The organism is Candidatus Persebacteraceae bacterium Df01 (genome assembly GCA_030386295.1).
Lineage (GTDB): Bacteria > Pseudomonadota > Gammaproteobacteria > Tethybacterales > Persebacteraceae > Doriopsillibacter > Doriopsillibacter californiensis.
The window spans coordinates 311,432-334,564 of sequence record JANQAO010000001.1 but is presented as its reverse complement, the minus strand read 5'-3'; the positions used below and the strand labels follow the sequence as shown (position 1 = coordinate 334,564).

The window sequence follows — 23,133 nt, the reverse complement described above, 5'->3', positions numbered from 1 at the left end:
ACTTTGTTCCGTTGATTGAAATATCACCATCCCTATCTCGCCCACTCAATATCGTGCTACCTAAGGGGGTACAATTCCAATTTTCCACTACTTTGCATTTTATTAAACTACAATCGTGAACACTACTTCTGTTACAGGCGTTATTCTTGCCGGCGGCTTAGCGCGGCGCATGGGGGGTGGCGACAAAGGTTTGCTCGTGGCGGGCGGACAATCGCTAACCGCCTGGGTGTTAGCACGTTTACAACCGCAAGTGGATGAAGTACTCATCAACGCCAACCGCCATGTTGATGAATATGCTCAATTTGGTCGCGTAGTTCGCGATGTCGCTCCCGATTTTGCCGGTCCATTAGCTGGCATTCACGCTGGCATGAGTGCCAGCAACAACGAATGGCTACTATCTGTACCTTGCGATTCGCCGTTTTTACCGACACATTTAGCTTCACAATTACGCTCCGCCGTCGACCACGCTAATGCTGATATTGCAATTGCCGCTACTACCGAACGCCCGCAGCCAGTTTTTATGCTAGCACGCTGTGCGTTAGTGGACGATTTGGCAACGTATCTGAACAGCGGCGGACGCAAGATAGACCAGTGGTATCCACGCCATCGTTTTGTGGAATCCACATTTACTGATAGTGCTGCTTTTGCCAATGTCAACACACCGGAAGAGTTGGCAACGGCACACTGTACCCTCACACAATGAAACACGCACCTCCAAACGATAACGTGCCTCGTTGCGGTTGGGTGAAGGGTGGCAACGCGCTATATTATGATTATCACGACAATGAATGGGGCGTGCCGGTGCATGATGACCAACGCCACTTTGAATTTTTAATATTAGAAGGTATGCAGGCAGGTTTAAGTTGGGCGACGGTGCTTAACAAACGAGAAAATTACCGCCGTGCATTCGCTAATTTTATTCCTCAACAGGTCGCACTATTCTCTGATAAAAAAATAGCCTCACTGCTACAAAATGCTGGCTTGATTCGTAACCGGCTAAAAATTCACGCCGCCGTCAACAATGCTCGCTGTTTTTTGAACATTATAGAAGAATTTGATTCCTTTGATGCTTATGTCTGGCGTTTTGTAGGTGGCAAGCCTATCCAAAATCACTGGCAATGCTTGACCGACGTTCCGGCTATCAGCAGAGAATCAAAAGCACTTTCTGCTGACTTAAAAAAACGCGGCTTCAAATTTGTAGGCGACACCATCATATACGCCCACATGCAAGGCGTCGGTATGGTGAACGACCACGAAGTCCGCTGTTTTCGCCATCAGCAGTGTGCAGTAATGGCCTAACTACCACGTGGACATCACAGATGTTTTTGCCGCCGATGGCCCACTGGCACGCGATATAAGCGGCTATCGCCCGCGCCAAGGGCAGATTGAAATGGCTCAGGCAGTGGCAACAATGGACGGAGCGCAGATATTGGAAGCCGGCACTGGCATAGGAAAAACTTTTGCTTATCTAGCGCCAATTATTCAAAACGGTCTATCGGCAGTTATTTCAACCGGCACTCGCGCTCTGCAAGACCAGCTTTATTTGCGTGACATCCCTTTTCTTACCCAAGCGTTGGGACGACGCACCCGCGTAACCATGCTCAAGGGACGGAGAAATTATCTGTGCCGTCACAATCTATCCAGTTCTGGCGCAACACAGCTATTTGATGACGAAAACGGCGATTGGCAGCGAGTTTTACAGTTTTCCGAACAAGATGAAGAAGGTGACATTCGTGGTGTAACCGGTGTGCCGGCGTCTTCTCCGGTCTGGCAGGCAGCGGTTTCCACTCGCGAAACTTGCCAAGTACAAGGGTGCAAATATTTCAATAATTGTTTTTTGTATCGCGCCCGCGCCCGCGCCCGTGAAGCCGACATTGTTGTAGTTAATCATCATTTGTTTTTAGCCGACATGCGACTGCGTGAAGAAGATGTCACCGAATTACTACCGACTCGTGATGTAGCAGTATTTGATGAAGCGCACATGCTACCCGCACTGGCACCATCATATTTTGGTGAGACGTTGTCGTCGGCAAAACTTTTTCGCTTGCTATCCGAAATTGACCGACAAAGCGCTCGCAACGAACTGCCCCCAGGTTTCGCACCACTTTGCCGGCAATGGCGCGAAGCGCTAGGGCTGCTATTAGAAGAAACCTACAAATTTAACGAATTGTCACTGCCGGCGCGTACAGCACTGGCGGCGAACGACTGGCGGCGAGCGGCAACAATTTTACATAAAACAATGGAAACGCTGCGCGATGCCGCAATTAATGATTCTGACAAAAGTGAATGGCTTGCCTCCGTAGCCGCCCGTATCGCCACCTATGCCGCACAACTCGCACGCTGGTTACAGTTATCAGAAGACAGTGTGGCCGACACCGCTCCCGCCGAAGAAGGAGAATTACAAAATGACGCAGTACCTTTCGTCTGCTGGCTACGCCGTGAAGAAAATAATTTATCGTTGCACGCTTCACCAGTGTCGGGACGCGAAATATTTCGCCGCGCGTGGGAGTCTTGCAAAAACGTAGTGCTGACATCGGCAACCCTCACCATCAGAGGCGGCTTTGAAAATTTTCAAGAAGAAATGGGGCTGGAAAATGCACAAACTAAAACGTGGCCAAGCCCTTTTGATTATGCTCGCCGCGCTATATTTTATCAACCGCCCGACATGCCGTTACCAAACGATGTCACTCATACAGCGGCGGTAGCACGCGCCGCCGCACCGCTCATCATCGCTAATGGCGGCCGCGCTTTTGTGCTATTTTCTAGCCTACGCGCTTTGAACGAAGGCGCAGACCGGCTGGCGGAATTGCTGGGCGATAAATACGAAATATTAAAGCAGGGCAGTGCTCCCAATGATGCGCTGTTGCGGCGCTTTTGTGAAACAGATAACGCCGTGCTAGCTGGTAGCTTATCCTTTTGGCAGGGAGTAGACGTCAAGGGCGGTGCCTTATCGTTGGTCGTTGTAGACAAAATCCCGTTCACGCCACCATCCGACCCGTTGCTGTCGGCACGAGATGGCTGGCGGCGGCGGCGTGGTGAAAATCCGTTTTTACACAACCAACTACCGCCGGCGGCTATTTTAATGAAGCAGGTGGCGGGCCGGTTAATGCGCGATTTCACCGATTGGGGTGTTTTTATGGCCTGCGATCCGCGACTGGCAACACGCAACTACGGTCGGGTGATTGTAGATTCTCTACCGCCCATGCAGCGAACGACAAACGAAAAAATGGTTTGTGATTTTTTGCAGGAAATGAAAAAAATTAACGCCGCAAGCTAATACTCTGCTCGCCACATTTTCCCTGTGATGCACTGATACACGATATAAATTCAAAGAATAAAAAATGAAAATAGCCGAATTTATTATCAAAAACGTTCACTGTTTTAATGGGAGAAAACAGCACCGAAAAAAGCACAGTACATAGAATAAAGAAAAGAGACAGCAAAGTAATTGTTAGATCGTTTGAGAATGTAAGCGCTAAGCGAGGTTTTACAACCCTATCAACGGTTATGACAAATTAATAGTAAATCATTTAATTAAAGAAAGCGTTTGAGTAATACTAAAAATAGGCTATAACGAGACTTTCCGCCACAGCAAGAAACATATTGACAGCTATGTAACCGAGGGGAACTAACAAATAAACACAAAAGATAGAAGGAGCAGTTTGTTTGGAAAAAACATTGCTTATAAGAAATTGATAGTTAATTATAACGGCTGAAAAAGAATTAGAAAATACATTAAAGCTGAGTATTTATGACTGAAAAAAAATTATTATGAGAATAAAATAAAAAAGAATAACTCAAGTAACCCAAATTAGATGATATGAAAGCTGTCAAGTTAACGGGATAATCCCCAAAATTTTTATTACCGGAGAAACTCTCATGAACAAACCATGGAAACCTGATGATTGTGGAATTGTCATCCCTTATTTAATCGTTCGCGATTCACTTGCTACCGCCAAATTTTACGAATCCGCTTTTGGATTTGTTCGTCAAAATGTCATGTCCGGACCAAACGGAAAAATCTATCATATAGATATGACTCACTACGGTGAGGCAGTCATCATGTTTTCCCCCGAAGACGCCCCCTATGTTGGTGACAAAAAATCGCCCGCCACCAGCGGAGTTAATTCACCCGCTAATATGTATGTGTATTTTGAAGATGTGGATGCCGCTTTTAAACGCGCCGTTGCCGCCGGTGCCATCGCCGGTTGCGAACCAGCGGATATGTTTTGGGGTGATCGCATATGCAGCGTCACCGACCCCGACGGCTACGAATGGTCGCTAGCAACCAAAGTCGGTGAATTTGACGAGTCCAAAATGCCAAATTTTGACGCCGAATAATCCGCACAACATTCCGTCCACCAAAGAGAAACAGCGGCGGCTTCAAAAGACTAGCGAAACATTGGCAATCTGCGATTACTTTAATTAAAGTAAAAGATTACGCTGGCAACCTCGCACCTCTTGCACTCGCAGCAAACTGATAAAATTGCTTCCTTATGAAACGCTCTGTTTTCTTTATTTCTGACAGCACTGGCATAACAGTAGAAGCACTGGGGCGCAGTGTACTGTCACAATTTGATGGCGTTACGTTTGCCGAACAAACTCTCGCATTTGTTGACACTCCGCAAAAAGCCGCCGATACCGTCCGACAAATCCAAGCCGCCAGCGAACACGATGGTGCCCGTCCGCTTATTTTTTATACTTTTGCCGACGAAATACTGGCTGACGTCATCCGTCAAAGCGGCGCGCTCACCATGGATTGTTTAGAAATTTTTGTTCGTCCCATTGAAGAAGAGCTTGGTATCACTGCTTTACACTCTGCGGGGCGCGCGCATTCTATGCGCGACCGTGACTATCAGCGACGCATTGACGCGCTCAACTTCGCCATGGGCTTTGATGATGGTGCCCGCTTGCAGGGACTACACAACGCTGACATTGTCCTCATCGGTGTATCACGTTCGGGGAAAACACCAACATCGCTGTATTTAGCTCTGCATTTTGGCGTTTTTGCAGCCAACTATCCGTTAGTTGATGAAGACTTGGCGGATGACGCTATTCCCACTACGCTTGCGCCCTATAAAAATAAACTTTACGGCCTAACCATAGAACCAACGCGGCTAACACAAATTCGCGAACAAAGACGCCCCGGCAGCCAATACGCCAAATCCGAAAAATGCGAACGCGAAGTCCGTGCGGCGTTACGACTGTACAAAGCAAACGGCATTCCATATCTAGATACCACTAACCGTTCGGTAGAAGAACTATCCTCCAAAATCCTAAAAGAATCCGCCTTGTTGCGACAAGCGGGTGGATAACATGATAAAACTATCTACACGCGGGCTGCTAGCCGCTGCGGCACCGTTAGCATTACTTGTTATTGTTGCCGGTGCTTTTACCCGTTTGTCCGACGCCGGATTGGGATGTCCTGACTGGCCCGCTTGTTATGGACAACTTATCGGTGTGCCGGATGCCGCTACCGCTGCTGCCCACTCACCAGATTGGCCTCTGGATCCGCGCAAAGCATGGATTGAAGTCGGCCACCGTTATATCGCCGGTCTGCTAGGTTTGGTGTTGTTTGCCGCCGCCGTACTATCTCTGCGCTCTACTCCTACTGGTGGAAAAGTTATGCGCAACTATGCACCAACTGTGCTGGCTGTGTTGGTAGCCGGACAAGCATTGCTGGGAATGCTAACCGTCACCGATAGATTGCGTCCGCTCGTGGTATCGTCACACCTGTTAGGCGGATTATTAATTATTGCCACCATTGCCTATGCGCTAGCAACACGCCCGCCAACTCGCGCACCGACAATTTTGCGTATTGTTGCTGTGTTAGCTGCCGCAACACTAGCAATGCAAATATTTTTGGGTGGCTGGGTAAGCACTAATTATGCAGCACTGGCTTGTCCTGATTTTCCCTTATGCCAAAACGGCTGGACACCACCAGTGTTGGATTGGCGAGGATTTGAATTGGAACGTGCACTACACAAAAATATGGATGGATCTCCCATTAGTAGCGCGGCACTAGCCACCATTCATTGGGTGCACCGCATTGGCGCACTCGTCGCCTCGGTGGTATTGAGCTTTTTTGCAATACTGTTGTGGCGGCACGGCATGCGCGGCGGTGCGGTGGGACTACTCGTGTTGTTGACAGCCCAAATTGCGCTAGGCATTATCAATGTGGTTGCCGGTTTACCAATATGGGCAGCCGTAGCACACAATGGTATTGCCGCCTTGCTTGCCGCCTCCGTGGGAGCGCTTACGGCGAAATTATTTACGCCGTCCACCGCAGCATGATTTCAGCTGCTCTACTAGCGCGTGATTTTTTGGCTCTCACCAAACCACGAGTAGTAGCACTTATCGCTTTTACTGCTGCCGTCGGCTCGGCACTGGCTATGTTGCAACACCCAGCAGACCCAGCTGCCGTGTGCTTAACGCTACTCGGCATTACGCTAGTATCGGCAGCAGCAGCAGCCTGCAACTGCATGGTGGAAAGCTATGTTGACTCAGTAATGAAACGCACCCGTTTTAGACCGCTGCCGGCAGGGCGTATTAACTTGCCGGAGGCGGCAGGCTTTTCTATACTATTAGGCATATCTGGTTTATGGCTAACAGTACGATTTGGTGGCGTGCTGACGGCGTTGATGACAGCGGCGACCTTTTTCGGTTATACGGTGGTATATACCCTGTATCTCAAGCGCGCAACACCACAAAATATTGTTATCGGCGGCGCGTCCGGTGCCATGCCACCGTTACTCGGCTGGCTGGCGGTGTCGGGAACGTTAACCTTTGAGCCGTTACTCTTGTTTCTCATTATTTTTGTTTGGACACCACCGCATTTCTGGGCATTGGCACTGTATCGCGCTGATGATTATGCCCGTGCCGGTCTTCCCATGCTACCAGTCACGCACGGCAAACGCTTTACCGCCACACAAATTGTGCTCTATGGCATCATCCTGCTCGCAGTATCGCTACTGCCATTTATCGCTGGTATGTCGGGCATAATTTATCTATCTGCCGCCGCATTTTTAGGAATACGTTTTATCCGACTGTCGTGGCGGTTGCGACAAACACTAGCCGACGACGACGGGCGACGCTTGTTTTCGTACTCCATCACCTATTTGGCGTTACTGTTTGCGGCAATGTTTGTAGACGCCTTTGTCGGCGCTACTTTTTCATAAAACGATTTTTCCTTCTCCGATAAAGAGACTGCCCTTTTTCAATAAGGTCCTGATTTTTTTGATTTTATGTTTTATAAAATTGGTTAGCTCAACGCGAACCCGTACGGAACCCTATGGAACCGGTCTAAAAAATCAAGCCGAAAAAGAAGAACCGCAACCGCAAGTAGAAGTTACGTTAGGATTGCGAATAACAAATTGAGAACCTTCCAATCCTTCGCGATAGTCAATTTCGGCGCCAATAAGATATTGATAACTCATAGCATCAACCAGCACCGTGACACCATTTTTTTTCACAGTAAAATCATCACTGGCACACTCTTCGTCAAAACTAAAGCCATATTGAAAGCCAGAACAACCCCCGCCTGAAATAAACACCCGCAACATGAGTGCTGGGTTTTGCTCTTCTTCAATAAGTGCTTTAACCTTTTTTGCCGCACTATCGGTAAAGATAACATCAATGGCAACATTAGCAGGCGTGGTGCTGACAGCATCGGTATCGGCATTGTCAATTTTAGGTGTCGGAAAAGACATAATAGAAGTGTTATTGGAAAGACTGAAGAATATTTTTTGACTGTTTCATTCAGCCAAAAAGAAAGAAATACAATTTCGTAATGCTATCAGTAACGAAGTGCATTGTCAATACAGCAAGAAAGCATACTTTCATTAACTTGATAGTTATCGCTCGCCAACAAATACTTTCATAAATATTAATTAGAACAAACACGCCGTATCTTTACCAATTTCTTAGCTTTTTTTCACGTGCCGAAACGATTTTTTAGCTATTTCTTCTTGAGTTATCCATACAAATAAACCCTTCGTCCAAATTCATAAACAGGTGTCGCGTGATAGAATTTAACTGTGCCTGAAAATGCCTTGGAAATATCCAATCTATCGTTCGCATACGATTCCCGTCGGCAAATTTTGAACGACATTTCGCTTGTTATCCCGCACGGTCAAGTGGTTGCCTTCATGGGCGGTAGTGGTAGCGGTAAAACCACGCTGTTACGTAACATTTGTGGTCAAGTCAAATCCGAAGGCGAGGGGGAAGTGACACTGCTAGGACGCCCACTCACTAACATCAGTCGTTCTGACATGTACGAATTGCGCCGCGAAGTGGGTGTTCTGTTTCAATTTGGCGGTCTGTTCACCGACCTGTCGGTGTTTGACAATGTAGCTTTTCCGCTACGTGAACACTTTAATTTATCGCCATCAACGATTCACGATGTTGTCATGCTCAAATTAGAAGGCGTTGGCTTACGCGGTTCAGCACGGCTGTTTCCATCAGAATTATCCGGTGGCATGCAACGGCGCGTAGCATTGGCGAGAGCGGTGGCAATGGACCCTAAATTGATTTTGTACGACGAACCCTTTGCCGGACTAGACCCCATTTCTTTAGCGATAACAGCGCGGTTGATTCACAAGCTCAACGCTGCCCTCAATGCCACTTCCATTATCGTCACTCACGATGTAGCAGAGTCGTTTCGTATTGTAGATTACGTGTATCTTATGTGGCAAGGTGAAATTGTCGCCCAAGGTTCGCCAGCTGAAATGCAAAATTCCTCGCTGCCCTATGTGCGCCAATTTGTTGATGCCAGCACTGACGGACCATTGCCGTTTCACCAACCAGCACCGCCACTGGTACAAGACATGGGATTGCGTAGCAACACATGAGCTCTGACTCAAACTCCCCGCCGAAGGCTGAGAAAAACAACGTAATGCGCGGTCGTGACCGGCGAGATTACAGCATCGCCGGCTATATTCGACGGCTTGGTTGGCCGCTGGTTAGCACGCTTTTTAATTTGGGACAAGCAACACGCTTCGCTCTAACCGTGATCGGTTCTAGCGGCGCAGCACTGCGGCGACCGTCACTAATTATCAAACAACTCAAGGTTAGCGGCGTCAATACGCTGATTATTATTTTAGTAGCCGGTATTTTTGTAGGCTTTGTTCTAGGTTTGCAATTTTATGTATTACTAGCGCGCTACGGGCAAGTGGAAGTCATCGGTGCCGGCGTAGCGCTGACATTATTTCGCGAGCTCGGCCCTGTTAGTTCGGGGCTATTGTTTGTAGGTTGTGCTTGCACATCAATTACCGCTTCCATCGGATTAAAAAAAGCCAGCGAACAAATTGCAGCAATGGAAATTATGGCAGTGGATCCGATTGCCCGCGAATTGAGCCCGCGCCTTTGGGCCGGATTTATCGCACTACCGTTGCTCACAATTTATTTTGATGCCGTCGGCATTATCGGTGCTTACCTCATCGCGGTACCGCAAATTGGCATTGACGAGGGCGTTTTTTGGTCAGAAATGCAGCAACGGGTACTATTTTATGACGATTTTGTTTTAGGCACGCTAAAAAGCCTGTTTTTTGGTTTTGTCGCCACATTCATCGCTATTTACGAAGGCTATTTTTGTTTGCCCACAGCGGAAGGTGTCGCCAATGCCACTACTCGCACAGTGATTAAGGGCTCCTTGGCCGTGCTGGGATTCAACTTTGTTCTCACTGCGTTCATGGTAAACTGAAATCATGCAAACAAAAGCCATGCGCCAACGGTTAGATTTTGCTGTCGGTGCTTTTGTATTGTTTGCTGCTGTGGCAGTAGTGTTTATCGCTTTACGGGCTGCTAATCTCACCAGCATTTCTGCTGATGGCGGCTACCTCGTCAAAGTTCGTTTTGACAATATCGGCTCACTGGTAACGCGTTCTCCGGTCAAAAGTGCTGGTGTCCGAGTAGGGCGAGTTAAAGAAATTAATTTTATCAATGACGAATTTGTTGCCGAAGCAACATTGGTCATTGACAAGCCGTATTTATTTCCCATCGACTCTATTTTTTCTATCGTGTCCAGCAACTTACTCGGTGGGCAGTATATCTCCATTGAACCAGGCAGCGAAGAAGAAAATGTACCCGAAAATTCTACGGTACATGGTAATTCGGCTATTGTGTTGGAACACTTAATTAGCAAATTTTTGTTCGACAAAGCAGGGGAGTAAGCCATGAAATTGGCAAATCGTTTAATAACTTTTTTAGCGGCACTTGTCGTTAGCGTTAGCGCTGCGGCCACCACACCCAAAGAGATTAGCCGCGACTTGGAAACGCGTAATAATGATATGTTGAGCGCACTGATTGAATTGAAGCAAAATGACGCTCTTGACTCCGACGCAGCGTTAGCGCTTATGCGTGAAGAAATATCGCCTCTACTGAATTTTTCTAAAATCACTCAACGGGCACTCGGCAAACACTGGCGACGCGCCAGCAACGAAGAAAAAAAACGCATTATCGCCGCTTTTCAGCAACTGCTAGAAAAAACCTACGCGAAGGTGCTGACAAAATACGATGACCAAAAAACTGAAATAGTAAAAGCCAAACAACAGGAAAATGGCGAAATTTTGGTAGTAATGAATGTGCGCGGCAAGGACAAAAGCGCTCGTATTGATTACCTGTTTGCCGGTGACGAACCGCGGATAATTGATGTTAAAGTTGAAGGAATTAGTCTTATCGCTAATTTTCGGCGTCAATTTGGCAGAATGATTAATAAAGTCGGTTTTGACGGGCTGGCTAAAATGCTAGAAAAAATGGTAGCCCAACCATGAGTTCTGCGATTGTCCGTTATCGCCCGCCAGCCATGCGTTTTGAAAACGCGGAAATATGTTTTAGCGAAGGACGAAAACACATCAACCCTAATTCAACTCTTGAAATAAATGCTTCTAATTTAGAAGACAGTAGCACCGCGGCGGTGTGTGCATTCATTGAGTGGAAGCGAGAGGCACAAAAAAAAAATTGCCGATTAATTTTTTGCAACATTCCACCGCGGTTACGAGACCTGATTAAACTTTACCAACTGTCGGATTTGTTTTCTTCCTAAACCGCAGCTTTACAGCAATGAAGCACTGCGCGGCATGTGAGAAAATCCCCGCCAGCGCCCGGAGATAAGTGATTTTGCAATCCTTATGGATGAATATCGTGTGTTTTATGGAAGGCAGGGTAACTTTAATGAATCTCGGCGATATATAGGTCACCTTTGAAAGATAACAAAGTGGTTTGCCCAGCGAAACTGATTTTAAATATCTCAACACTAGCAATAGACGGAACATCAATGCCATTAGAATTGCCGATAAGTTATGCTGATATTAACACTATCCTACTTGCCTCGCTGCGGAAAACATAACCGTTAGAGATTCTATTTATGAGTAAATTTTTAACTTTGGCATTCTATTTTTTTGCAACATTTCTGCAAGCTGGAACCTATGGTTTGACTTTTCTTCTTCCATTACTATTCCGTGAATTTGGGGCAAATGAAAAAGACGTCGGTAACGTTCTTATGGCAACCACCATAGCCACACTGGTCACTATATATTTCCTTGGTCATGTGACTGCTATGCTTGGACGGGTGAACACCATAGGGTTAGCTTCAATAATTATCGCCGTCTCACTTTTTTTGTTTGGCTATTTGTCAGTCATCGGACCCATGCATTATTTAGCAGGTATTTTTCTAGGGATCGGGTGGGCGATGTTTTACGTCCTAACACCAGTTGTATTAACCGAAATCACCAAAAAATCAGAAAGAATACGCATTTTCACATTATTGTCTATTTTTATTATGGCCGGATTTGGTTTGTCGCCTGTGCTAGGTAACTATCTCGTCAAAGCAGGTTATGCAATCAATATTACTTTCACCATATCGTCGGTATTGTGCCTCATAAGCGGCATTACCTTCATCGGACTTCGTAGGGCACTCACAACATTATCGCACGGTGATAGCGTCAACGATGATAGTGGACTAAACTGGACTTCAATCAAGGCTGTCTTATGTTCGCGCGCTGCACGTCCAATCATTATGGTTGGGCTAGGCGCTTCGGTTTTTGCTGCAGTGACCAATTTTCAAACCATTTACGCGCAACAAAACGGATTGGATTACGCAAATTACTTTCTTGCCTATACTGCTACGGTGATTGTTTGCCGATTTCTATTTGCGGAATTCATTGGCGGTCGATCACCCTATGGCACTATTACTTTGCTATTAGCTGTTATGCTTACAAGCGTGTTGTGCTTTATCTTCTTTACCGATAGCTCATTGCTTTATGTTTTAGGCGCTGTGTTGTTCGGGATTGGCTATGGTGTTTCATACCCGATTGTTAAAGCAATGGCTGCCAATGATTCCGAACCAGAGTTAATGAGCAAAACGATGCAAATATTCGGCTTTTCCTATTTTATAGGTGTTTTTGGCTTCCCTTTCATAGCAGGCTGGATTATCACCACGAAAGGTATGATCTTATTATTGGTAGCAGCAGCTGGTATGTCAGCCTTGGAATGCATTCTCGCAGCTAGGCGATATTTCCGTGACCGTTGGCTGGATAGCATGAAGCAATCTGGCAAATAAATTTAGTGTTTTGAATGCAACAGACTCGATGGCGGCGCAAAAAACATAATCCGACAGATTACGGTCGCACCCGATTGCATTGCATCCAGTGTCAGTTTGGCACGATAAACCGCAGTTTTGCCACGATGAAGTACTGCGCGGCGTGTGAGAAAATCCCCGCATGACATTACCCGCAATAATACGGACAAATAACGTATGCAAGCAATTTGGAGGATTGCAGGCAGTAAGCGGCGTAAGCTTGGAGATTCCTGCCGGCGCAATTACCGGTCTTATCGGTGCCAACGGTGCCGGCAAAACGACGCTTTTTAATATTATTGCTGGGTTGCACAAACCCACATCGGGGCACATTTTTTTGATGGATACCGATATTACCGGACTGGTGCCGCATGAGTTGTATGCTGCCGGCTTGCTACGCACTTTTCAAATCGCCCGTGAATTTTCAAAGCTCACGGTGCTAGAAAATCTATTAGTGGCGGCGGATTCTCAGCTCGGAGAAAGCATTATCAACACTTGGCTTGCACGTGGACGAGTTCGAATGCAAGAAAAAAAATTACGGAAGCAGGCGGCAGAAGTAATGGATTTTTTGCGGCTATCACACTTAGCACACACGCCGGCGGGACAGTTGTCTGGAGGGCAAAAAAAATTGGTAGAGCTGGGACGCACCATGATGACGACACCAAAAATAGTGTTACTGGACGAAGTTGGGGCGGGTGTTAACAAAACATTGCTAGGTGAAATTGCCGATGCCATTGCGCGGCTTAACCGCGAGCGCGGCTATACTTTTTTTATGATTGAACATGATTTAGATTTTTTAGAGCGTTTGTGCTCGTCGGTCATCGTCATGGCTGACGGTGCCGTGCTGACTCAAGGCACTATCAACGAAATCAAAAACAACGAAGCCGTTATCGAATCTTATCTGGGGCGCCAAGGTTGATGCATTTACAAGGCGAAAACCTCACTGGCGGCTACGGCGGCGCCGATATTTTGCGCGGCTGCACTATCGGCGCCAACAAAGGTGAGGTGGCGGTGATTGTGGGACCGAACGGCGCGGGCAAATCGTCAGCGATGAACGCTCTATTGGGGTTGCTTGATTTACGCACCGGCAACGTTACGCTTGGCGGACAAGACATTACTACACTGCCACCACCACAACGAGTGCAGGCGGGCATTGCTTTTGTACCGCAAACACACAACGTGTTTGTAAATATGAGCGTAGAAGAAAATTTGCAGATGGGCGCTTATCTGCGCGATGATGATATTAGCGGCACAATGACCGAAGTATTTGACCTGTTCCCTATTCTTAAACAAAAACGCCGCCAGCCGGCAGGCGAACTCTCCGGCGGTCAACGGCAGCAAGTGGCGGTAGGGCGGGCACTGATGACGCGTCCTTCGGCACTGCTCTTGGACGAGCCGACTGCCGGCGTGTCTCCGTTGGTAATGAATGAATTGTTTGCCCGCATTGTTGCCGTCAGTCGCTCCGGTGTAGCGGTGCTGATGGTAGAACAAAACGCCCGCCAAGCGCTGTCTATTGCCGACAGTGCTTATGTGCTGGTAACCGGCGAAAACCGGCATACCGGAACGGGAGCAGAATTACTGGCGGACTCCGAAGTGCGACGTTCATTTTTAGGCGGTTAAGACAACTACTCATGACGGATTTCGCTAACGCTTTTGTCTTACTCGCTAATTTTGTACTGATACCAGCGGTAACTTATGGTGCTCAATTAGCGCTGGGCGCTTTAGGCGTAACGCTGGTACATGGCGTGCTGCGTTTTTCCAATTTTGCCCACGGCGACACAATGGCGTTTGGCGCGATGTTCACCATTCTCGCCACACAAGCTCTACAAACAGCGGGCATTGGCATAGCGCCTCTCCCCACGGCGCTATTAGCATTGCCCGTCGGCATTGCCTCTACCATTATTTTTGTCATTGCCGCAGACAAATCGGTGTACGCCTACTATCGCCGAAAAAAAAGCCCTCCTATTATTTTTCTCATGGCATCCATCGGAATTATGTTTGTACTCAACGGAATAGTACGTTTAGTTATTGGCGTAGACGATGTGCGTTTTGATGATGGCGAACGCTTTATCATTACTGTCAGCACCTTCAAAGAGCTAAGCGGTTTGCAAGAAGGATTGGCGATTCGTACTTCGCAGGCGCTAACCGTTTTTACTGCAGCACTGTTGGCGGCAACACTATTTTGGTTTCTACGTGCTACCAAAACCGGCAAAGCCATGCGCGCTTTTTCAGACAATGAAAAGCTGGCTCTACTGTCAGGTATTTCGCCAAACCGCATCATTATCATTACGTGGATTATGACCGGCATACTTGCCGCCGTTGCTGGCACACTGTACGGGTTGGACAAAAGTTTCAAACCCTTCATCTATTTTCAGCTACTACTACCGGTATTTGCGGCGGCAATTGTCGGTGGACTGGGCAACCGGCAGGCGCCATCGCCGGCGGATTTGTTATTGCTTTTTCCGAGGTGGGGCTAACCTATGTCTATAAAAAATTTCTCACTTATCTGCTACCCACCGACTGGGCGCCCGCCGGGCTCGTACAACTTTTGTCCACCGAATATAAATTTGCCGTGTCCTTCGTTATTTTAGTGCTAACTTTGCTGATTCGTCCAACTGGCATTTTTCGTGGAAGTGCTCCGTGATACACAAGCGCACACTCATTGCTTATGTTCTCTTTTTTATTCTACTGGCAGCGGTAGGCTGGGGACGCTCGTGGTCGCTGGCGCTAACAGTGCTCAATTTGTGTTTGATTTCGGCACTCATGTCTCTGGCAGTCAATATCCAATGGGGGTACGCTGGATTATTTAATGTCGGCATCATGGGCTTTGCCGCATTGGGCGGTTTAGCGGTAGTACTGGTATCGCACTCACCGGTAGCGGCAGCATGGGAAGCCGGCGGTAACGGATTACTGCAGGCACTTGCTATCATTATCATTTCGGGGGTAATAGCAACGGTTTTACGACGACAACGCAGAAACAAATGGCTGCCAACAGTAATTGTTATCATCGGCATACTAGTTGCCGGACATTTTTATCAAGCAGCGACTAGTGCCATAGAATCGGTGAACTCTGCCAAAACTGGATTTTTAGGTGGCTTGGGTCTGCCCGTGCTGTTATCATGGATTGGCGGCGGACTGCTGGCAGCGGCAGCGGCGTGGCTGGTAGGAAAAATTGCGCTGGGATTACGCGCCGATTATCTGGCGATTGCTACTTTAGGTATTTCAGAAATCATCATCGCCGTACTCAAGCACGAAGACTGGCTCTCGCGCGGCGTGAAAAATGTTACTGGCTTGGCACGACCTGTACCGCGAGAAATTATCCTACAACAAAGTGACACTTTTGTGCGTGCAGTAGAATGGTTTGACCGCAGTGCCCTGAGCGGATTGGACGAGGCAGCGCGAGAAGCAACACTGCACACGCTGGTAATTAATGCTTCCAGCATTGTCGTCAAGCTATGCTACGCCGGGCTATTTTTGGCTGTGTTGTTGACAGTGTTGCTTTTATGCGAACTGGCACTTAATTCACCTTGGGGGAGAATGATGCGTGCGATTCGTGATGACGAAACCGCCGCTGCTGCTTTGGGCAAAGATGTCAAAAAATGTCATTTACAGATATTTATTCTCGGCTCAGCGATTGCCGGCATAGCCGGCGCTATGCTGACAACATTGGATGGACAATTCACGCCGGGCGCTTATCACCCACTGCGATTTACTTTTTTAATCTGGGTAATGGCGATAGTAGGCGGCGCTGGAAACAACTTAGGCGCGGTACTGGGAGGTGCATTTATTTGGTTGATGTGGGTAGAAGCAGAACCGCTGGGGATAAAACTGGTGGATGTGGCGACAATATGGCTGGACAACGATAACGCCTTACGCTTACACTTGCTTGCCAATGCGCAACACATGCGCTTGCTGTTTATGGGACTGGTGTTGCTGCTGGTAATGCGTTTTGCGCCCGGAGGCATTTTGCCGGAGCGTGTACGGCGGGACGATTAACGGCATCATAATAATATTACGAGGTCACGAGTTCGCATGTTTTTAAAAAATTTAACCGGCTAACGATTAAAAACAAGAATAAGTAAAACCTTGATAATGTTTTACTTGGATTATTGTTAAACTACGGTTAGAGAATGCTAGGCATTTTCGCTGCCTAAGTCTTCCTATGCTCTGCCCATGAATCAAGAAAAAACGCCCGCCACTGCTGGTTTTTGGATGCCCGCCGAGTGGGCGATTCATGAACGTTGCTGGATGGCGTGGCCGTGCCGCCAAGAAGCTTGGCCAACAAACATAAATTTGGAAACGATTCGCGCTGCCTATGCCGACGTTGCCCAAAGCATTGCCGCATTTGAACCAGTTACGATGGTGGCGCACCCGCAGGATGCTGATAACGCTGCCCACATGCTGGGCGGCGCGGCGGAAGTACTGCCGCTTCCCATTGACGACTCGTGGCTGCGTGACAACGGCCCCACATTTTTGGTTAGTGATGCCGGCGAATGCGCTGGTATAGACTGGCAGTTTAATGCTTGGGGAAATAAATATCATTCTTATAGTGCCGACAACGCCGTTGCCGGTCACATTTTGCAACATTTACAATTACACCGGTTTGTAGCGCCTCTGGTGATGGAAGGCGGCAGTTTTCACACCGACGGCGAAGGAACATTACTAATAACCGAACAGTGCCAGCTCAATCCCAACCGCAATCCACATTTGTCGCGCGCCGACATAGAAGCGTACTTACGCAATTATTTGGGTGCAAAAAAAATCATCTGGCTCGCGGGTAACACTTACGACGAAGAAACCGACGGCCATGTGGATAATGCCGCCTGTTTCACCGCTGCCGGTACAGTGTTAGCGATGCAGGACGATAATGATGCTCTATTGCAAGAAAATATTCGGCGACTACACAACGCTACGGACGCAGAGGGAAGGCAATTGCGGGTCCTCACACTCCCCCGCCCGCCAATATGTAAAAGAGACGATTTTGCACCTGCGTCTTATATAAATTTTTATTTAGCCAATGGTGGTGTAATAATGCCTTCGTTTGGCATTAAAGAAGACGATACGGCGCACTCTATTATTGCCGAAGCTTTTCCCAACCGCAAAATCACATCCGTTCCGGCTAATGTTATTGTCGCTGGTGGCGGTGGCATTCACTGCATTACTCAGCAACAGCCGGCGGGAAATTAATTTTCAACAATAACCATTTTTCCGCACAAATTATTTTTTATGCGGTAATAAAATAATAAATTCTCACTTTCTCTCTAGCCTTACGCTAGGCGTTTAACTCTTCCAAACGCAGCTGTTGTAGCGAATGTGATACTAGTTTGGACGCCACATCCACCGTGGCAATGACTTGCTGATAACGCATTCGTTTCGGTCCGATAACGCCCAAATAGCCAAGCACCGTACCGTCATCGTCATGCCCCAACGGTGACAACACTAAACTGCATTCGGATAGCGCATCATGACCGCACTCGTTGCCGATAAATACGCAGACATCTTCGGCGCGGCTGCCGCGATCAATAATGCTAAAAAATTCTTTTTTCTTGTTAAAGAGAGCATACAACTGCCGCAAGTTACGCACATCGGCAGTCAACTCGCTTTGATTGAGCAAATTCAGTTCACCAGCTACTTGAATAGTGCCCTCTGCATCGGCAAGCTTGTTATCAATTGTTTTCATCATACCGGCCAGCAACCGTGAAATTTCACCACGCAAATTTTTCATTTCTTCCCGTAATCGATTTTTAGCTTCCTCAAAAGTTAAATCGCAAAGGTAACGGTTAAAAAAACGTGCTGCAGCAGCCAAATCACGCTCCTGCGGTGGCCTCTCGCATTCAAAAATGCGGTTAATAATCTCACCGTCAACCGTTACCACCACGGTAAGCACTCGGCTGGATGATAGCTTGACAAAACGCAATTGCTGAATCCGTAACGTGCCACGCGCCGGAGCGGCAACAAAACCAGCAAACCGAGTAAGCTGGGAGACAGTATTAGCCGCGGCAGCAAGCACATCGGCGGCGGTGTCACCACGTACGTTATCACGCAAACGATTAATTAGTGCTTCGTCGGGTGGCCGAGCAGTAAGCAAATGGTCGACAAAAAACCGAAATCCCTTAGCGCTGGGGACGCGTCCGGCGGATGTGTGCGGGCTCATCAAAAAACCCATATTTTCTAAATCTGACATGATATTGCGCATAGTCGCCGGACTGAGATTGAGATTGGTAATTCGCGATAATGTACGTGAGCCAACTGGCTCACCGCCACGAATATACTCGCGCACGATAGACTTTAATATCGCTTTAGAACGGCTGTTAATGGCACTATCCATGCGATTGATTATAGCCCCCAAAGCCATCTGTCATGCACTGATAAATTTTGCGCTACAAAAAACATGTTTCTCGCCCTCCCAAACATTATCTTACTCATCCATAAAAGACAAAAAATGATAACCAGCACATGCTGGATACGCTATAACTCAACGTCGCAACCAATATCTGCTGTATAAGAATTCGGATGACATTGAAATGTCCGTCAGACCAGTAGCTGTCTTTGTAGCAAGCGTGTACAATTATTTGCTTCTTATCCCAACATAAAGGAAAAATATGGCACTTATTACGTTGCGACAATTATTAGACCACGCTGCCGAGTATGGTTATGGCGTGCCGGCGTTCAATGTTAACAACATGGAACAAATTCAAGCCATCATGCAGGCAGCTGACGCCGTTGACGCGCCAGTTATTATTCAAGCCAGCCGCGGTGCACGACAGTACGCTGGTGATGTGTTTTTACGCCGTCTAATGCAAGCAGCAACGGAAATGTGGCCGCATATTCCAGTTGTCATGCACCAAGACCATGGCAACAATCCGCAAACTTGTCTATCAGCTATCGCTAACAATTTTACCAGCGTGATGATGGACGGTTCTTTGCATGAAGACGGAAAAACACCAGCCGACTATGATTACAACGCCACCGTTACACGGCGCGTATGTAATATGGCACATCTTATCGGCGTTTCCGTAGAAGGCGAGCTCGGCTGCCTAGGATCTTTGGAAACCGGCAAAGGTGATAAAGAAGACGGGCACGGTTTTGACGGCGAACTCAGTCGTGAGCAGCTACTCACCGACCCAGATGAAGCTGAACGTTTTGTCAAAGCGACGCAAGTAGACGCGCTAGCGGTAGCAATTGGCACCTCACACGGCGCCTACAAATTTAGCCGCAAACCGGATGGGAATATTTTAGCGTTGGACGTGGTGCGACGTATTCACGAAAAACTACCAACTTTGCACATGGTCATGCACGGCTCTTCTAGCGTGCCACAAGAACTGCAAGACATTATCAATGAAAATGGCGGCACTATGCCACAAACTTTTGGTGTGCCGGTGGAAGAGATTGTGGAAGGTATCAAATACGGTGTCCGAAAAGTCAATATTGACACTGACTGTCGCATGGCGATTATCGGTCAGTACCGAAAAATTTCCCGCGAACAACCGCAAGAATTTGATCCTCGCAAATTTAACAAGCCAGCTATTGCCAAAATGCGCGAATTGTGCCAATCACGCCTAGAGGCTTTTGGTGCCGCCGGTCAAGCGGTAAAAATCAAACCTGCTTCACTTGACACAATAGCCGAAAAATACGCTACTGGCACACTAATGCATTAAATGGTATAGCATCGGCTTGCATCACAATATTTTTTCCTGCGTGACAAATTCAGCAAACACGGTTAGAATCTATTTTTTGACATTTCGGGGGCATAGCTCAGTGGTAGAGCGTCTGGTTTGCATCCAGAAGGTCGTGGGTTCGACCCCCGTTGCCTCCACCGAATTTTGTTATCTTACTTGATAAATAGCAACCGCCCTCAATGCGTAAGCGGCAGTCATCTAACGATAAAAATTACTATTTATTATCGCCAACTTGTTCTGCCCACTCCCGGCCACCAAACCAATATTCGTGCCGCTCCTGTAGCCAACCGGATTGTTTCTTAATTGCAATCCAATTGTTAAAGAAATTTAGCGCATCAATGTCACCCTTACGTAACGCCATGCCTTGCTGATTGTAGGTTAGCCGCTCGGCAATGGGTTGAAATAATTTGTCCGGATAGTCTAACGCCGAAAACCGCGGCTGTGGTTCTGCCGTTATCCAAGCGTGAGCTCGCCCGTTGAGTACTTCCTGACGAGCTGAAGCATCGTCATCAAACTGTTTGATTTGTGCTTGTGGCAGCGTCTTTTTGACATAAGCGACTGGATAGGTACCGCGCCTTAAGGAAAAAATAACATCCGGACGATTGAAATCGGAAATATTTTTCATACCTCCCGCTAACTCGCGATTAGCCACCAAATCCAACCCATTGCGGTCATAATATTGAGTAAAATTCACCTGTAAATTACGTGCCGACGTGATGTACATACCACTGATAATAATGTCAAATTTTTTCGCCAGCAATGCTGGAATAATACCGTCCCACGCTGTCGGAACAATTTCTAGTTCCACTCCCATATCTTTGGCAACTTCCTTAGCGACATCCACTTCAAAACCGATAAATTCACCATTTTTGGCACGCATCGCCCACGGAACAAAACTACTTAACCCCACACGCAACTTGTTTCTGTCCAGCATGTCATCAATGACGCTATCATTCGCCAACGCCGGCAAGACAGCGCATGCGATAATAACGATTGTGAGCCAGCGAAAGTGGCTTATGAGCGGTTGAATGTGCTTTTTCATAGCATTTACTTTTATTGATGTGACCAATTACCAAAATTAAAAACGGGCAAGAGCGCCTGAAAAAATAACCCGAATCAATAAAACAGAACCGGAATAAATAAAAGTGCATACGATTATAACACGCTCGTTAAAGGCAGCTGAGGTAAAAAACTGGGGTGGGAAACAGCGGTGGCACACAATATTGTCGTTAATATTACTAACAGTTATGGTGATTGCATTTTATCGCGGCGTTGTTGACATGGACTATCGCTGGCGCTGGGGACGCCTGTGGCGTTATATACTACGCGAGGAAGACGGCGGATGGGTTCCGGGGCCGCTATTGTACGGTGCCATGACAACAATAAAAATCTCTCTGCTGGCGGCGGCACTGGCGGTAGTATTTGGTTTATTGACAACCGCAGCACGCGTGTCACCGCAGCGCTCCTTCCGCGGACTGGCTTCGGGATACGCCAACATCATGCGCTGCACACCGTTATTGGTACAGCTTTATCTTTGGTATTTTATTGTTGGTAGCGCTTTTGGATGGGAACAGTTCACCATCGGTGTTTTTGCACTGGCGTTATTTGAAGGTGCGTTTGCTGCCGAAATTTTTCGCGCTGGTATTATCAATGTCCCGCAAGCGCAAATAGATGCCGCACAGGCACTGGGTTTGTCTCGTGCGCGGCGTTGGCGGCTGATAATTATCCCGCAAGCACTGCCACTAGTACTACCACCGCTGGCCAATTTATTTGTGTCACTCATCAAACATTCGTCCATTGTGACTGTTATTGCCATTGCTGACCTTACCGATGCCGCACGCAATTTAGTATCAGAAACTTTTTTAACTTTTGAAATATGGCTTATCGTTGGCGCTCTGTATGTGGCAGTGTGTCTACCACTGGCGCTAATCTTAGGGCGCTGGGAAACCCGTGTTCAAAAAAACAAATGAAAATTCCCGCAGCCCATCGTTGGCAAACGACAGATACGTTTGTGTGCTTGTTCGTCGTTGTCGTTTTTTTCTGGTTACTATACGAAGCCGGTACAGCACTCAACTATATCTGGCACTGGTCGCTACCGCTAGAATACATCGCAACCCACAACAAAGATGGTTGGCACGGCGGGTTGCTACTAGACGGCATGTTAATCAGTGTGCGGTTAATGATTTTTAGCGGTATATTAGCACTACTCATCGGCGGCATCGTGACGGCAGCGGCATTGTCGCCCGTGACGGCGCTGCGTCTTATGGCGAAGCTGTATGTGGAAAGCTTGCGGCATTTGCCTCCAATTGTTTTCATCTTTATTTTCTTTTATTTCGTCAGCTCACAAATTTTTACCGGCGAAATAACACCGACAGACAATACAATTAGCCGCCTGCTATTTGGGGATCCGGCACAAGCAGAAAATTTCATCAGCGGTGTATTGTGCTTGGCGATTTTTGAAGCCGCTTTTGTCACCGAAATACTACGTGCCGGTGTGCTTTCAATAGAACGAGGTCAGTGGAATGCCGCACGTAGCATGGGGTTATCATCATGGCACACACTGCGTTTAGTTATTTTGCCGCAAGCGACAGCACGTACGGCGGCACCATTGACCGGACAATTAATATTACTGGTTAAAGATTCGGCAATCTTGTCAGTAATTTCCGTGCAAGAACTCACGTTTAGTGCTCAAGAAACGGCGGTATCCACACAGCAGATTTTCGAAACTTGGCTATTAGCCGCCGTGTTTTATTTTATGCTGTGCTGGCCGCTACTGTTTTTAGCACGACGACTACAATTAGTGCGAGAATAACGTCGCATTTGCTAGATGTTAAGCATGAATTTCTAAACCTACGTTAGCGATTCAGGTAAGGTCGTTAATGT

General features: G+C 47.4%; 23 protein-coding genes, 1 tRNA gene and 1 pseudogene. 22 read left to right on the top strand and 3 right to left on the bottom strand.

Annotated elements, in window-relative coordinates:
• Positions 1-112 precede the first annotated feature (112 nt).
• The 7 genes from mobA to cyoE all read left to right on the top strand — a co-directional run bounded on the left by mobA (position 113) and on the right by cyoE (position 7,178).
• Entirely contained in the window at positions 113-703 is a 591-nt protein-coding gene (gene mobA, locus NQX30_01675; protein ID MDM5147093.1) for a molybdenum cofactor guanylyltransferase, read from the top strand.
• Positions 700-1,299, top strand: a complete 600-nt coding sequence (locus NQX30_01670; GenBank protein MDM5147092.1) for a DNA-3-methyladenine glycosylase I — start codon at positions 700-702, stop codon at positions 1,297-1,299. Before mobA ends, NQX30_01670 begins: the two co-directional genes overlap by 4 nt.
• 7 nt (positions 1,300-1,306) lie before the next feature.
• Positions 1,307-3,277 (top strand): ATP-dependent DNA helicase, encoded by a 1,971-nt coding sequence (locus NQX30_01665; protein ID MDM5147091.1) that lies wholly within the window; start codon positions 1,307-1,309, stop codon positions 3,275-3,277.
• Between the two features lie 602 nt (positions 3,278-3,879).
• Positions 3,880-4,341, top strand: coding sequence for a VOC family protein (locus tag NQX30_01660; GenBank protein ID MDM5147090.1), 462 nt, complete (start codon positions 3,880-3,882; stop codon positions 4,339-4,341).
• A 155-nt stretch (positions 4,342-4,496) separates the two neighbouring features.
• Complete coding sequence (locus NQX30_01655) at positions 4,497-5,315, top strand: kinase/pyrophosphorylase (protein MDM5147089.1); 819 nt, start codon at positions 4,497-4,499, stop codon at positions 5,313-5,315.
• Position 5,316: 1 nt separating this feature from the next.
• Positions 5,317-6,294: a COX15/CtaA family protein gene (locus tag NQX30_01650; protein MDM5147088.1), complete on the top strand. Its 978-nt coding sequence runs from the start codon at positions 5,317-5,319 to the stop codon at positions 6,292-6,294.
• The gene (gene cyoE, locus NQX30_01645) at positions 6,291-7,178 is read left to right on the top strand and encodes a heme o synthase (protein ID MDM5147087.1); all 888 of its coding nucleotides are present in this window, start codon (positions 6,291-6,293) and stop codon (positions 7,176-7,178) included. The genes NQX30_01650 and cyoE overlap by 4 nt, the downstream gene beginning before the upstream one ends.
• 132 nt (positions 7,179-7,310) lie before the next feature.
• Here the strand turns inward: cyoE and erpA are convergent, their stop codons facing one another.
• Positions 7,311-7,709: an iron-sulfur cluster insertion protein ErpA gene (erpA, locus tag NQX30_01640; protein MDM5147086.1), complete on the bottom strand. Its 399-nt coding sequence runs from the start codon at positions 7,707-7,709 to the stop codon at positions 7,311-7,313.
• A 327-nt stretch (positions 7,710-8,036) separates the two neighbouring features.
• On the opposite strand from erpA, the gene NQX30_01635 reads away from it, so the two are divergent.
• The 11 genes and pseudogenes from NQX30_01635 to NQX30_01585 all read left to right on the top strand — a co-directional run bounded on the left by NQX30_01635 (position 8,037) and on the right by NQX30_01585 (position 17,758).
• Positions 8,037-8,849: an ABC transporter ATP-binding protein gene (locus NQX30_01635; GenBank protein ID MDM5147085.1), complete on the top strand. Its 813-nt coding sequence runs from the start codon at positions 8,037-8,039 to the stop codon at positions 8,847-8,849.
• A 44-nt stretch (positions 8,850-8,893) separates the two neighbouring features.
• Positions 8,894-9,700 (top strand): MlaE family lipid ABC transporter permease subunit, encoded by an 807-nt coding sequence (locus NQX30_01630; GenBank protein MDM5147084.1) that lies wholly within the window; start codon positions 8,894-8,896, stop codon positions 9,698-9,700.
• Between the two features lie 4 nt (positions 9,701-9,704).
• The gene (gene mlaD / locus NQX30_01625; GenBank protein ID MDM5147083.1) at positions 9,705-10,169 is read left to right on the top strand and encodes an outer membrane lipid asymmetry maintenance protein MlaD; all 465 of its coding nucleotides are present in this window, start codon (positions 9,705-9,707) and stop codon (positions 10,167-10,169) included.
• A gap of 3 nt (positions 10,170-10,172) precedes the next feature.
• Entirely contained in the window at positions 10,173-10,769 is a 597-nt protein-coding gene (locus NQX30_01620) for an ABC transporter substrate-binding protein (protein ID MDM5147082.1), read from the top strand.
• A complete protein-coding gene (locus NQX30_01615; protein MDM5147081.1) occupies positions 10,766-11,041 on the top strand; it encodes an STAS domain-containing protein in 276 nt (91 codons plus the stop codon). The genes NQX30_01620 and NQX30_01615 overlap by 4 nt, the downstream gene beginning before the upstream one ends.
• Positions 11,042-11,362: 321 nt before the next feature.
• A complete protein-coding gene (locus tag NQX30_01610) occupies positions 11,363-12,556 on the top strand; it encodes an MFS transporter (protein MDM5147080.1) in 1,194 nt (397 codons plus the stop codon).
• Positions 12,557-12,716: 160 nt separating this feature from the next.
• On the top strand, positions 12,717-13,490 hold the full coding sequence (locus tag NQX30_01605) for an ABC transporter ATP-binding protein (protein MDM5147079.1): 774 nt from the start codon (positions 12,717-12,719) through the stop codon (positions 13,488-13,490).
• Positions 13,490-14,191 (top strand): ABC transporter ATP-binding protein, encoded by a 702-nt coding sequence (locus NQX30_01600; protein ID MDM5147078.1) that lies wholly within the window; start codon positions 13,490-13,492, stop codon positions 14,189-14,191. The genes NQX30_01605 and NQX30_01600 overlap by 1 nt, the downstream gene beginning before the upstream one ends.
• An 11-nt stretch (positions 14,192-14,202) precedes the next feature.
• Positions 14,203-15,215: pseudogene (locus NQX30_01595) on the top strand (branched-chain amino acid ABC transporter permease).
• A complete protein-coding gene (locus tag NQX30_01590) occupies positions 15,215-16,567 on the top strand; it encodes a branched-chain amino acid ABC transporter permease (protein ID MDM5147077.1) in 1,353 nt (450 codons plus the stop codon). The pseudogene NQX30_01595 and the gene NQX30_01590 overlap by 1 nt, the downstream one beginning before the upstream one ends.
• Positions 16,568-16,744: 177 nt before the next feature.
• Positions 16,745-17,758, top strand: coding sequence for an agmatine deiminase family protein (locus NQX30_01585; GenBank protein ID MDM5147076.1), 1,014 nt, complete (start codon positions 16,745-16,747; stop codon positions 17,756-17,758).
• Positions 17,759-17,843: 85 nt separating this feature from the next.
• Here the strand turns inward: NQX30_01585 and hrcA are convergent, their stop codons facing one another.
• A complete protein-coding gene (gene hrcA / locus NQX30_01580) occupies positions 17,844-18,926 on the bottom strand; it encodes a heat-inducible transcriptional repressor HrcA (GenBank protein MDM5147075.1) in 1,083 nt (360 codons plus the stop codon).
• A gap of 247 nt (positions 18,927-19,173) precedes the next feature.
• Between hrcA and fba the strand changes: the two genes are divergently transcribed.
• Positions 19,174-20,229 (top strand): fructose-bisphosphate aldolase class II, encoded by a 1,056-nt coding sequence (fba, locus tag NQX30_01575; GenBank protein ID MDM5147074.1) that lies wholly within the window; start codon positions 19,174-19,176, stop codon positions 20,227-20,229.
• A gap of 86 nt (positions 20,230-20,315) precedes the next feature.
• Positions 20,316-20,387, top strand: a tRNA-Ala gene (locus NQX30_01570).
• A 77-nt stretch (positions 20,388-20,464) separates the two neighbouring features.
• Here NQX30_01570 and NQX30_01565 read toward each other — a convergent pair.
• Positions 20,465-21,292 carry a transporter substrate-binding domain-containing protein gene (locus NQX30_01565; GenBank protein MDM5147073.1) on the bottom strand — a complete coding sequence of 276 codons (828 nt, stop codon included), beginning with the start codon at positions 21,290-21,292 and terminating at the stop codon, positions 20,465-20,467.
• Between the two features lie 205 nt (positions 21,293-21,497).
• On the opposite strand from NQX30_01565, the gene NQX30_01560 reads away from it, so the two are divergent.
• Both NQX30_01560 and NQX30_01555 read left to right on the top strand, forming a co-directional pair.
• On the top strand, positions 21,498-22,220 hold the full coding sequence (locus NQX30_01560; GenBank protein MDM5147072.1) for an amino acid ABC transporter permease: 723 nt from the start codon (positions 21,498-21,500) through the stop codon (positions 22,218-22,220).
• A complete protein-coding gene (locus NQX30_01555; protein MDM5147071.1) occupies positions 22,217-23,062 on the top strand; it encodes an amino acid ABC transporter permease in 846 nt (281 codons plus the stop codon). Before NQX30_01560 ends, NQX30_01555 begins: the two co-directional genes overlap by 4 nt.
• Positions 23,063-23,133 lie beyond the last annotated feature (71 nt).

What these genes read in the sequence shown, in the direction of transcription:
- NQX30_01670 (MDM5147092.1), top strand. Translation starts at nt 700, where the DNA reads ATGAAACACGCACCTCCAAACGATAACGTGCCTCGTTGCGGTTGGGTG.
- NQX30_01660 (MDM5147090.1), top strand. Translation starts at nt 3,880, where the DNA reads ATGAACAAACCATGGAAACCTGATGATTGTGGAATTGTCATCCCTTAT.
- NQX30_01655 (MDM5147089.1), top strand. Translation starts at nt 4,497, where the DNA reads ATGAAACGCTCTGTTTTCTTTATTTCTGACAGCACTGGCATAACAGTA.
- NQX30_01650 (MDM5147088.1), top strand. Translation starts at nt 5,317, where the DNA reads ATGATAAAACTATCTACACGCGGGCTGCTAGCCGCTGCGGCACCGTTA.
- cyoE (MDM5147087.1), top strand. Translation starts at nt 6,291, where the DNA reads ATGATTTCAGCTGCTCTACTAGCGCGTGATTTTTTGGCTCTCACCAAA.
- erpA (MDM5147086.1), bottom strand. Translation starts at nt 7,709, where the DNA reads ATGTCTTTTCCGACACCTAAAATTGACAATGCCGATACCGATGCTGTC.
- NQX30_01630 (MDM5147084.1), top strand. Translation starts at nt 8,894, where the DNA reads ATGCGCGGTCGTGACCGGCGAGATTACAGCATCGCCGGCTATATTCGA.
- mlaD (MDM5147083.1), top strand. Translation starts at nt 9,705, where the DNA reads ATGCAAACAAAAGCCATGCGCCAACGGTTAGATTTTGCTGTCGGTGCT.
- NQX30_01620 (MDM5147082.1), top strand. Translation starts at nt 10,173, where the DNA reads ATGAAATTGGCAAATCGTTTAATAACTTTTTTAGCGGCACTTGTCGTT.
- NQX30_01615 (MDM5147081.1), top strand. Translation starts at nt 10,766, where the DNA reads ATGAGTTCTGCGATTGTCCGTTATCGCCCGCCAGCCATGCGTTTTGAA.
- NQX30_01610 (MDM5147080.1), top strand. Translation starts at nt 11,363, where the DNA reads ATGAGTAAATTTTTAACTTTGGCATTCTATTTTTTTGCAACATTTCTG.
- NQX30_01605 (MDM5147079.1), top strand. Translation starts at nt 12,717, where the DNA reads ATGACATTACCCGCAATAATACGGACAAATAACGTATGCAAGCAATTT.
- NQX30_01600 (MDM5147078.1), top strand. Translation starts at nt 13,490, where the DNA reads ATGCATTTACAAGGCGAAAACCTCACTGGCGGCTACGGCGGCGCCGAT.
- NQX30_01585 (MDM5147076.1), top strand. Translation starts at nt 16,745, where the DNA reads ATGAATCAAGAAAAAACGCCCGCCACTGCTGGTTTTTGGATGCCCGCC.
- hrcA (MDM5147075.1), bottom strand. Translation starts at nt 18,926, where the DNA reads ATGGCTTTGGGGGCTATAATCAATCGCATGGATAGTGCCATTAACAGC.
- fba (MDM5147074.1), top strand. Translation starts at nt 19,174, where the DNA reads ATGGCACTTATTACGTTGCGACAATTATTAGACCACGCTGCCGAGTAT.
- NQX30_01565 (MDM5147073.1), bottom strand. Translation starts at nt 21,292, where the DNA reads ATGAAAAAGCACATTCAACCGCTCATAAGCCACTTTCGCTGGCTCACA.
- NQX30_01560 (MDM5147072.1), top strand. Translation starts at nt 21,498, where the DNA reads ATGGTGATTGCATTTTATCGCGGCGTTGTTGACATGGACTATCGCTGG.
- NQX30_01555 (MDM5147071.1), top strand. Translation starts at nt 22,217, where the DNA reads ATGAAAATTCCCGCAGCCCATCGTTGGCAAACGACAGATACGTTTGTG.